The sequence below is a fragment of the Streptomyces phyllanthi genome (assembly GCF_009377205.1).
In the GTDB taxonomy this organism is placed as follows: Bacteria; Actinomycetota; Actinomycetes; order Streptomycetales; family Streptomycetaceae; genus Streptomyces; species Streptomyces phyllanthi.
Genome location: NZ_VJZE01000044.1, coordinates 24711 through 34741, shown reverse-complemented (window position 1 = coordinate 34741; position 10031 = coordinate 24711). Strand labels below are relative to the sequence as shown.

Here is a 10031-nt window from a genome sequence, read left to right as displayed (position 1 = left end):
TCCCCCGGCCCCGCTGCCCGCCGCTGTCGCGAGGCCCGGTGCCCGGCCCCGCGATCGGCGCCATCGGTGACGCTCTCCCGCTCCCCGTACCACTGCGCCACCGTGCCACCGCACCACCGCACCACCGCACCACCGCACCACCGCACCACCGCACCACCGCACCAGGACAGTGCGCGTGATGCGGCGACCGCGCGGAGGCGCGGCAGGACCGACGCCGAACCGTCCACGCCCACGCCACGCCCACGTGCCACCCTCGCCGGGGTGGTGGGGGTGCCCCGGACCGAGGCGCGGCCGCGGCGGCTGGCCTGAGAGCCTGTGTCGTCCTCAGTCGTGGGGTACGACGGCCACGGGGCAGCCGACGTGGTGGATCACGGCATGGGTGACGGGACCGGTACGCGGGCCCACCGGCCGTTCGGCCAGCTGATGCCCGACGACGAGCAGGCTCGCTGCGGAAGCGGCCCTGATCAGCGCCGTCGTGGCCTTGCCCTCCGACACGGCTTCCACGACCTCGACGTCCGGGTACTTGTCGCGCCACACCTTGAGCACGGCGGACAGGAAGCCTTCCCACTCCTCCAGCTGCTGGGGATCGTCCATCAGAGCGATGTCTCCGGGGCCGAGACCGAGGGCGGAGGGCGCCTGCCAGGCGCAGACGACCCGCAGCCGGGCGCGACGCAGCCGGGCGGCCTCGAAGGCGAACTCGATCACCTCGTCGCAGGGATCGCCGAGGTCGAGACCGACCACAACGTCCCGGTAGCCGGTCGTGGTGGAGGCGCTGCCGTCGTTCTCCGGGAAGTGCTCGTCCTCGGCCTCCTCCCCTGCCCGTACCAGAACGACGGGACGGGTGGCCTTCGCCACCACGCCCAAGGCGGCCGAGCCCACCAGCAACCCGGTGAAGCCGCTCAGCCCACGAGAACCCAGTACCAGCAGATCGCCCTGCTCGGCCTCCTTCAGCAGGGCCGCGGTCGCCGGGCCCTCGACCTGCGCGTCGTACAGGCGCACGGCGGGAACGGCACCGCGGACGCGTTCCTCCGCCTGGCGCAGAACGCGCCCGCCCAGGTATCGCTGCGCGGCGGTGGGGGCACCTCCCTGCTCGAGCGAAGCCGAGGGCTTGGGGGAGGGCACGCCGTCCGCCTGGCGGGGGCGCCAGTTCCAGGCGTGCACCAGTCGTAGCGGTCGGTCGCGCCGCTCGGCCTCGCGTGCGGCCCACTCGGCTGCGGCCAGGCTCTCGGCGGATCCATCGACTCCGGCGATCACAGGTGGAAGCACGACACACCTCCAGCAGTCACGGTTTCGGTCTGCTCCCCATGGCCAGCGTCACGCGACAGCGCCCACGGCGCGAGGGGCTACCAGGTCCTCGCCCGGGGCCATCCGGCCCCTGGTACCGGATGGTGAACGTGGACGTCCCGCAAAGAGGGTTGCGGTTCACTGTCCGGACCGCTGCGGAACGATCGCCACGGGGCAGGCGGCGTGATGCAGGAGCCTGTGCCCCACCCGGCCCAGCTGGAGGCCGAAGTGGCCGTGCCTGCGCCGGGCTCCGATGATCAGGAGGTCCGCGGCGGCCGAGCGGTGCAGCAACACCTTGCGGGCCGGTCCTTCGACGGTGGCACGGTGTACCCAGACACCTGGGTGATCCGCCACCGCATCGTGGATGAGGGCGTCCAGCCGAGTGGACGCCCGCTCCCTGTAGTAGCGCGCGGGCTCCCCGGCCGGCGGGGGATGGTGGGTCGTCTCGTGCGCGGGGCGGCGCCAGGCCCGTACGACGTAGAGCGTGCACTTGCGCACCTCGGCCTCGCGGAACGCGAACCGGACCGCCTCGCCGCTCGTGTCGGGCTCTCCCGCGCCGAGCATGATCCGTTCGTGGGTACCGGCCACGCCGGCCTTGTCCCCACGGACCACGATCACCGGACAGGGAGCGCGGGCTGCGACGGCCAGGCCGACCGATCCGAGGAGCAGCCCCGTCAGCTCGCCGCGGCCACGCGATCCTGTCACCAGGGCCGAGGCGTTGTTGCCTGCACGCAGGAGGGCGTGCGTCGCTTCCTCGGGCACCACCTCGATGGAGACCTTCACACCCGGGTTGCGCTGACGAGCGCGCTCGGCCGCGAAGCCGACGATGTCCTCCGCGTCCTCGGCCATGAGCTGCTCGGACGGGTGCTTCTGGCTACGCGGCGGCATGACGCCTTCACAGCGTTCCCGCCAGGGCGGAGGGACTTTCGGACCGTGCCAGTGCGCGCCGGAGGGTTCGCCGACGTGGCTCGCGTCCTTTCAGCAGCGGGCGGAAGTGCGGTGCTCCGCGGCAGCCGTCGGCAGCTCCCCGGCCTGCTTCGGCGGTCTGCGCACGCGACGACGCAGGATCCGAACGGCGAGCGCGTCGAGCGATGCGGTGAGGACGCACGTCACGCCCACCGCCACGACCAGCAGAACCGCGAACCGCTCCCAGAACTCCGGTGTCAGACTCGTACCCATGGTGTCCTCGCTCCCCCCTCGGGCCAGCGCCGTTGTGTCCCTCCTCTCAGCCAACTCCCCTATGCATTGCGGCGCATGAGCCGAACGGCCCCGAACACAGGGCGCAAGCGGCCCTTGTGCCAGTACGACAGCGGACGGGGCTGCACCGACCGAGTGGTGCCCGCGCTGCCGGCCGCGGCCGGAGGGGGTTTGTTAGTGGGCGCCCTGGATGTGGAAGTTGAAGTCGGTGTGACCGAGGGCGCCGTACAGGCGCAGCCAGATCGGCAGCAGCATCTCGGCGCCCCGGGCGGACTCGATGCCGCCGAGGTCGATGACGCTGCTCTCGGGCCAGCCGAAGGACACCAGCATCTCGGTGACCTGCTGCTTGGCGCCCTTGTTCTCGCCGGAGACGAAGACGTTGTGTGCTCCGGCGACGCGGCTGGGCTCGACCATGATGCGGCAGTTCATGGTGTTGAGGGTCTTCACGACGTGGGCGTCGGGGAAGGCGCGCTGGATCTGTTCGGCGAGGCTGTCGGTGTTGACCGGGTCCAGCACGGGCGGCATACCCCGGGAGGGGTCGAGCGGGTTGGCGATGTCGATGAGCACCTTTCCCGCCAGGTGCACGCTGCCCGCGGCTTTCAGGGCGTCGAGCGTGGCGGCGCCGGCGGTGGTGTTGACGACCCTCTCGCCGAAGGCGGCGGCCTCGGTGAAGGACCGCGGTTCCACGGCTGCGTGAGCCATGTGCCAGGTGGCGAAGGGTGGGGTGCCCATGGCGTCCGGCTCGGTACGGGCGAGGGTCGCTGCGGGGTCGCGGGTGCCGATGACGACCTCGTGGCCCAGGGAGGACAACCTGGTGGCGATGGTCCGGCCGACGATGCCGGTGCCGAGGACGGCGTAGCGCATGGAGACGGGTTCCTTTCCGGCTGGGCCGGCCGAGGGGCGAAGGCACACAGTGGTGTGCCGGATCGGCCATGAGGCCCAGGCAAGCAGGCCGCGATGCCGCTGCCCGCTCGTCGGCCGGGGGACGAGCGGGGTTTCACCCGGGCGGCCTTCGGCCGTGCCGCCCGGGTGGGTGTGACAGCCGATGCGTATGTGTCCTGACCGCGCCCTTGTGTTCGCCGGGGCCCGGACCTGCGCGTAGGGCCCTTCGGGCCGTGCCCCTCCCCCGGTCCCCGCGTCGCCGCCGTGCACGCGGGCCGGGGCGACCACCGTACTGTCGATCGCGCGCGCCGGTTCCGAGGCCGCCGACGTGCTCAGCAGCACCGCGCCGTCGTCGAGACAGAAGTTGACCGGCAGGACCGCGGGCAGGGGCCTGACGCGTGTGGACGATACGGCCGACGGGCACCTTCGCCGGCTCACGGCGGAGCCGCTCCATGCCGAGAATCCGCCCTTCCGGGCGCAGGCCGGCAGGCGAAGCCACGCCGGCTACGGTCCGCCGACCCCGCCGTCCAGCAGATCGTGCGGCGGGCGGCGCGGAGTGGCGGGGCCTTCCGGGCCGTAGCCGAGACGGATCAGCATCTGGGCGTGACCCGCGTGTTCGGGGACGGAGCTCAGGGAACGGCGCAGGTCGGGCCATTCCATCGGCTGGTGCAGAAGAGAGGCCCGCACCCCGTGGACCGTGGCGACGAGCAGAGCGTGTTCCAGCGCCTCGCCGGCGCGCAGCCAGTCCGTACGGCGATCGTGCTCCGTCGTCAGCAGGGAGATGACGGGGGTGGTCTCGAACAGCTGGGAGCGGAGCCGCTCGGGGTGTCGCTGGGCGGTGAAGTCGCGCATGGCGAGTTGTTCCTGAGCGTCCTGCGGACCGAGTGCCACCCGCGGGAGACCGAGATCGGTGGCCTCGTCCGGGTCCCGGTGGACCCAGCGGCGGCTCTCCGCGCCGCGGTCGGGGTCACTCCTGTTGCGCTGCTCGGCCTCCGTGGTCAAGCGCAGCAGCCGCGCCCTCTCGGCGGCCCCGGGGAAGGTGAGCGCGGCGCCCTCCACCCGCACGGCCTCGGTGAGTTCTGCGCGTACGTGTGGGGGCAACGGCTTGCTGGAGAAGGGGAACCGACTGCTGTGCCTGCGCCAGATCGCCGCGTAGAGGTCGGCACGACGGCCCGTACGGCCGGGGGTCGTGGGACTGGTCGGACGGACCGTGGCCAGCAGGCTGGGGTCCTCGGGTCTCGGCAGCAGGCGGGTGACCGGCAGCCAGCCGAAGTGGGTCATGGCGACACGCAGGTTGAAGACGGCGGCCCCCACGGAGAGGTGCAGGGCTCGGCCTGTCGGGTCCGTGTGGCGCAGGCCCCGCTCCGGAGCGGCACGCACTTCGAGTGCGACCGCGTCGTGGTCCAGGCGGTAGCGCCATGGCTGGGTGTTGAAGATCGAGGGTGCGGCGACGGCGGCGGCGAGGCACCTCTCCACAGTCGCGGCATCGAGCTGCCTGAGGGGCATGACGCCCTCCTCACAAGACCGGCGTCGTTTCGCTGTCCTCCGAGTGTGAGAGGCCGACGGCAAGGCCGCGAGGGGCCGACAGTCCCTCCCCCGGGTCCGGTCGGACCACACATCGCCACCCGCTTTTGCGGCCAGGGCCGAACGGCCCACTGCCGTGTGCAGTCACACGCCGCGGTGGCGGTGGCGGAGCAACCCGCTGCGACGGCGCGACGATGTCATCGAGGCGTGGATCGTCGTCGCCGTATGGACGGTCATGGTCCTGGGCGGCGCGCTCGTCGGCGCGGTGACCGCCTCTACGGCGTGGAGTTGTCCGCCTGAGCGGAGGCGCTCGTACGCAGCCGCCTGTCCTTCAGCCGGGACGAGTCCTCCGAAGATCCGCGCATCCTGCACGCGCGCGGCGGCCCCCACGCCGAGGTCGCCTCCGACGCGGAGCTCTCCCGCCGTCGCGGGGTCGGCCTGGCGCTTCATTCGCGGTGCAGCACGACCTTGAGGGCGCCGGTGTCGGTGCCGTGGGCGAAGATCTCGTAGGCGTCGTTCATTCGGTCGAGGGCGAAGGTATGGGTGACGAGCTGGGAGACGTGCAGGCGTCCGGAGGTCACCAGATCGAGCAGCCATGGTGTGGAGGAGGTGTCGACCTGGCCGGTGCTGATCGTCATGTTCTTGCGCCACAGAGCTTCGAGGTGCAGTGTGGCCGGCTTGCCGTGCGTGCCGATGTTGGCGATGTGACCTCCTGGCCGCACGACGCGTGTGCACAGGATGAAGCTGTCCGGATCACCCGCGGCCTCGATGGCCACGTCGGCTCCGGGGCCCTCGGACAGGTCGGCGATCAGCCGGCCGGGCAGTTCGGCCGCGTCGGCACCCAGGCGGCCGGCTGTTTCCAGCCGGGAAGGAGACAGGTCCACCGCGATGATCCTGCGGGGCGAGTAGATCCGCGCGGTGATGACCGCGGCAAGCCCTACGGGGCCTGCGCCCACCACGACGACGGTGTCTCCGGGGCCGACGTGTCCGTTGCGCACCCCGACCTCGTAGGCGGTGGGGAGGACTTCTGCGAGCAGGACGGCGTCGTCGAGCGGGAGGGCGGAGGGCCATCGGTGGGTGGAGTAGTCGGCGAAGGGCACCCGTACGAACTCGGCCTGCGTTCCGTTGAGCAGACTCCCCAGGAGCCATCCACCGCCGCCGCGGCACTGTCCGTACATGCCGTCACGGCACGGCTGACAATGGCCGCAAGCCGAGACGGACGACACGATCACCTGGTCACCCGGGCGCAGGTCGTGGACGTCGCGGCCGACCTCCATGACCTCGCCGACGGCCTCGTGGCCGAGGATCGTTCCCGGCTTCACCTCCGGGAGGTCTCCACGCAGGATGTGCAGATCACTGCCGCAGACGCTGGTGGCTTCGACGCGTACGACGGCATCGGCAGGGTCCTCGATCGCCGGATCCGTTGCCGTGTCCCAGGAGGTCTGTCCGGGGCCGTGGTAGACGAGGGCTCGCATGGTCACCCACTCCCTGGCTGACTCCGCCGGCTCTCTCCACCGTCGCTCTGGAGGGGCGCCCGGGCAACCGGGACAAGGCTGGACTTCTCAGGACGGTCGAACTCTTGGGCTCCTCAAGGGCGGCACGCCACTGAGCCGGGCCGGCCGGGTGGCTCGCCATTCGGGCCGACGGCGGCAGCGAGGTGTCACTGCTGCGGAGGGGCGGTAGGGCTCCCTCGTCCGGCGTTCATGGCCGGACGGGCGGAGATGCCACTGCGCCGATCAGTGCGAGCCACCCGGTCAACCCGGCCGGGTCGGCGGTCCCGCACCGGAAGCCGACATGCCCGTCCGGGCGGACGGCCACCAGACCGCGACCGGGGCTGTTCGTCAGCCGGAGGACCGTGACACGGGGGCCGAGCGCCGTGTCCGGCGGCGGGTCGGCGTCGCGCTGCAGCAACAGGTGCACACCAGGGCGGGCCAGCAGCCCGTGCAGCCGCCTGGGAGGTCCCCCGACGCTGACGGTCGCGTCCGGCAGGCGGTCTCCGGGGCGGGGAGCGCCGCGCAGGCGCGGCGCTCCCCCCACCGACAGGGGGCTGCGCCGGTAGTTCACCCGCAGCTGGGAGATGAGACGGATGGCCTCGGCGACCAGCCGGCGCCGCTTCAGGAGGGCGGGTATGGCGGGGGCCGCGCGCGGAGCGGCCGCCTCCGGCCGAGGTGCCGTCGGCGAAGCGGAACCTCATCCCCAGCCGTTCCCTCGGCAAGCGGATCCAGTGCCGGGCGAGCAGGGCAGGGGTGGCACGGAAGCACGCGGCAACGGCCCGCCATGCCTCGCCGGGGGCGAGCGGTCTCTGTTCACCCATGGTGGCCTCCTGCCGAAGAGCCGTAGTGGGCTCAGTCATGGGGGACGACGGCGACGGGGCAGCGCGCGTGATGGATGGCTGCCTGGGCCACGGGGCCCAGGCGTGGCGCCGGGGCGTGCCGGTGTTCCCGGCGGCCGACGACCAGCAGCCCAGCGGAATCGGCGGCACGTACGACGGCCTTGGCGGGGCTGTCGAGATCGATGGTGTCGGTCACCTCCACGCGCGGAAACTTCTCACGCCAGGGTTGGAGTGCCTTGCTCAGCTGTTTGCCTGCCTCCTGTCTGATCTCCTCGGTGATGTCGTGGTCCACGCCCCAGGGCAGGTGGGCGTGGAGCGGCACGCTGTGGCCGTGGACGGCCCGTAGGGGCACACCCCTCGCCGCGGCGGTGGCGAAGGCAAAGGCGAGCAGATCGTCGCAGGGGCCCTGCAGTCCCAAGCCCACCACTACGCTGCCGGTGGGTGTGGGTGGTGGCTCCTGGGGACGGGCCTCGGCACGGACCAGCACCACCGGCCGCTCGGCCCGCGCCACGACGGCCATGCCGATGTCGCCCAGGAAGTAGCTCTCGACAGGCTCCAGACCCCGCGAACCGATCACCAGCATCTCGGACTCCGAGGCCGCTTGGACCAGCGCGTGCCCGGCGTCGTCGGGGACCAGGTTTCCGACGACGGACAGGCCCGGATGGGCTGCCTGGAGCTCCGCCCGCGCGGTGTGCACGAGACGCCTCGCCCAGTAGTTCTGATCGATCTCCGAAGGAATGCGCGTCGGCTCCGGCGCCAGCATCGGCCACGCGTGCAGCAGACGCAGCGTGAGCTTGCGCCGCTCGGCCTCGTCGGCGGCCCAGTGAGCTGCGGCGAGACTCTCGGGTGAGCCGTCCAGGCCCACGGTGACGACTGGTTGCATGGCGGCGGCCTCCGTCTCGTAAGAAGCTGGAAATGACGGTGGATGACCGGGAACGATTCCGACGGCGTGGACGGTCCGGACGTCGTCGGCATGCCGAGCGTGGTGCGTTCTCTCATTCGAGGAGTACTGCAATCCCCTCCGCGGCGCATGTGGACCTGTGGAGGAGGCCGGAGACGGGGAGCCCGGCACGAGAGGAGACAGGGGCGGTGACCATTCCCCTGGTGGTCGGCACCGACGGGTCCGAGGCGAGTCTGGAGGCGGTGGGCTGGGCCGCCGAGGAGGCGGTCCGGCATGATGTGCCGCTCCACCTCCTGCACGCGGCGGCGCGGGATCGCGATGTGTCCGACGTGATCAGTGCCGCCTCGGAGCGTGCCAGGAACGACGCTCCCACGGTGCGGCTGTCGAGCGAGGTGCTGCCTGCGGACGCGGCCTCCGCACTGGTCGCCGAGGGGCGCAACGCCTTCGCGCTCGTACTCGGTGCCAGAGGACTGGGAGACCTTGCCGGGATGCTCCTGGGCTCGGTCAGCCTGGCCGTGGCGGCACGAGCGGACTGCCCGGTCGTCGTGGTGCGCGGCGCGGCTGAGCACCGGGGTACTCGGTTCGGAAGCATCGTCGTCGGTGTTGAGGAGGGAGAGGGAAGCGGCACGGCCGTGCAGTTCGCGTTCCGCGAGGTCCATGTGCGGCGCTGCCGGCTGGTGGCCGTGCATGCCTGGAGCTCACCGTTCGGTGCTTTCACCGCGCCTCAAACCCTGTCGTGGCACGCCCTGGAGGCCCACCGGCGTCCACCGGCACAGGTGCTGGACGACGCCCTGCGCTGCCCGGCGGAGCGGTACCGCGACGCCCCGCTGAGCCGACGGGTGGTCGAGGGCCCGGCGCGACGGGTACTGCTGGAGGCGGCGTCGGGCGCGGACCTGCTGGTCGTCGGCGCCCGCAGACGACAGGGACACCTGGGCCTGCAACTGGGCCTGATCAACCATGCGGTACTGCATCACGCGCCGTGCCCCGTCGCGGTCGTTCCCCAGATATGACCCCAGGTATGACCGCTGACATGACCCCAGATATGACCCCAGATATGACCCCAGATATGACCCCAGATATGACCCCAGATATGACCCCAGATATGACCGCTGATATGAGCGCGATCGGCCAGGACGAACCATGTCGGCGGTCGGCCGCCTCGGGGCCGGAAGTCGGTCCTGCAGGGACCTTCGGCCCTGTGACCGGAGCCCGCTGCCGTTCGATGGTGGGACAAGTGGTGGGGGTACGGACCAGCGACCTGCTGGAGGCCGATGTGGGTGCACAGGATTCGCCGTACGCGTCCGGTTCGCCCCCGCCGCGCCAGGAGCACACGTCAAAGGGGGCGAACCCCTTGAGACGTACGTCCGACAGGATCGAATCCTGGTTCGGTGGCCTCCTGTTGCTGGCACTCGTCCTCGGCCTGCCGGTGGCCGCGCTCAGCGCGGGGCTGACCGCGTACGGGGCCTCGATGCGCATCGTGCAGGCCCAGGCCGCGGAACGGCACGAGGTCACCGCCCGGCTGACGACGAACCTCAAGGGCAATACCGATGCGGCGAAGCAACAGGCGCTGGTCCGCTGGAGCGACAGCGACGGCACGGTGCGAACGGGAACCACCCTCGTGAAGTCGGGGACGCCCCAGGGCGCCACCGTGCGGGTGTGGGTGGACCGGGACGGCAGCCTCACCAACCCGCCGATGAGCGCTCTCAACGCGCGGACCAGCGGCTGGTTCGCGGGCGGTATGGCAGCGGCCGGTGTGACCGCCGGGTTCTTCGCGGCGCGGGCAGGCATGCGCCATCTGCTGGACCGGAGAAGGTACGCCCGGTGGGACGCGGAGTGGGACCTGTTGGAGCCCCTGTGGTCCGGGCGCTTCCGCCGGTGAAACAGGAGACCGGACGGGAGCCGAGGAGGCGA

9 protein-coding genes and 1 pseudogene are annotated in these 10031 nt (G+C 71.7%); 2 read left to right on the top strand and 8 right to left on the bottom strand.

All coding sequences use genetic code 11. The features are described 5' to 3' along the window. Nucleotides 1-324: 324 nt before the first annotated feature. From FNH04_RS09695 to FNH04_RS09655, 8 genes and pseudogenes are all read right to left on the bottom strand, one after another. The gene (locus tag FNH04_RS09695; protein WP_322722818.1) at nucleotides 325-1266 is read right to left on the bottom strand and encodes a universal stress protein; all 942 of its coding nucleotides are present in this window, start codon (nucleotides 1264-1266) and stop codon (nucleotides 325-327) included. Nucleotides 1267-1422: 156 nt separating this feature from the next. Continuing rightward, nucleotides 1423-2190, bottom strand: a pseudogene (locus tag FNH04_RS09690) (universal stress protein); the annotation flags it as partial. A 72-nt stretch (nucleotides 2191-2262) separates the two neighbouring features. Beyond that, complete coding sequence (locus FNH04_RS09685) at nucleotides 2263-2463, bottom strand: hypothetical protein (RefSeq protein WP_152782366.1); 201 nt, start codon at nucleotides 2461-2463, stop codon at nucleotides 2263-2265. A 192-nt stretch (nucleotides 2464-2655) separates the two neighbouring features. After that, on the bottom strand, nucleotides 2656-3345 hold the full coding sequence (locus FNH04_RS09680) for an NADPH-dependent F420 reductase (RefSeq protein WP_152782364.1): 690 nt from the start codon (nucleotides 3343-3345) through the stop codon (nucleotides 2656-2658). A 522-nt stretch (nucleotides 3346-3867) separates the two neighbouring features. After that, nucleotides 3868-4869 carry an Acg family FMN-binding oxidoreductase gene (locus tag FNH04_RS09675; RefSeq protein WP_152782362.1) on the bottom strand — a complete coding sequence of 334 codons (1002 nt, stop codon included), beginning with the start codon at nucleotides 4867-4869 and terminating at the stop codon, nucleotides 3868-3870. Nucleotides 4870-5333: 464 nt separating this feature from the next. Beyond that, nucleotides 5334-6362 carry an alcohol dehydrogenase catalytic domain-containing protein gene (locus FNH04_RS09665; RefSeq protein WP_152782378.1) on the bottom strand — a complete coding sequence of 343 codons (1029 nt, stop codon included), beginning with the start codon at nucleotides 6360-6362 and terminating at the stop codon, nucleotides 5334-5336. Between the two features lie 226 nt (nucleotides 6363-6588). Continuing rightward, nucleotides 6589-6924: an aromatic-ring hydroxylase C-terminal domain-containing protein gene (locus FNH04_RS09660; RefSeq protein WP_228031251.1), complete on the bottom strand. Its 336-nt coding sequence runs from the start codon at nucleotides 6922-6924 to the stop codon at nucleotides 6589-6591. A 308-nt stretch (nucleotides 6925-7232) separates the two neighbouring features. Further along, a complete protein-coding gene (locus FNH04_RS09655) occupies nucleotides 7233-8102 on the bottom strand; it encodes a universal stress protein (RefSeq protein ID WP_152782357.1) in 870 nt (289 codons plus the stop codon). Nucleotides 8103-8308: 206 nt separating this feature from the next. Here FNH04_RS09655 and FNH04_RS09650 point away from each other — a divergent pair, with 206 nt between their 5' ends. After that, nucleotides 8309-9130 carry a universal stress protein gene (locus FNH04_RS09650; RefSeq protein ID WP_322722817.1) on the top strand — a complete coding sequence of 274 codons (822 nt, stop codon included), beginning with the start codon at nucleotides 8309-8311 and terminating at the stop codon, nucleotides 9128-9130. 263 nt (nucleotides 9131-9393) lie between these two features. Beyond that, nucleotides 9394-9999, top strand: coding sequence for an Rv1733c family protein (locus FNH04_RS09640; RefSeq protein WP_322722821.1), 606 nt, complete (start codon nucleotides 9394-9396; stop codon nucleotides 9997-9999). The last annotated feature ends 32 nt before the right edge of the window (nucleotides 10000-10031 follow it).

Bases quoted from the DNA above. Each gene is read 5' to 3' on its own strand.
- FNH04_RS09675 (WP_152782362.1), bottom strand. From the start codon at position 4,869: ATGCCCCTCAGGCAGCTCGATGCCGCGACTGTGGAGAGGTGCCTCGCC.
- FNH04_RS09680 (WP_152782364.1), bottom strand. From the start codon at position 3,345: ATGCGCTACGCCGTCCTCGGCACCGGCATCGTCGGCCGGACCATCGCC.
- FNH04_RS09665 (WP_152782378.1), bottom strand. From the start codon at position 6,362: ATGCGAGCCCTCGTCTACCACGGCCCCGGACAGACCTCCTGGGACACG.
- FNH04_RS09655 (WP_152782357.1), bottom strand. From the start codon at position 8,102: ATGCAACCAGTCGTCACCGTGGGCCTGGACGGCTCACCCGAGAGTCTC.
- FNH04_RS09685 (WP_152782366.1), bottom strand. From the start codon at position 2,463: ATGGGTACGAGTCTGACACCGGAGTTCTGGGAGCGGTTCGCGGTTCTG.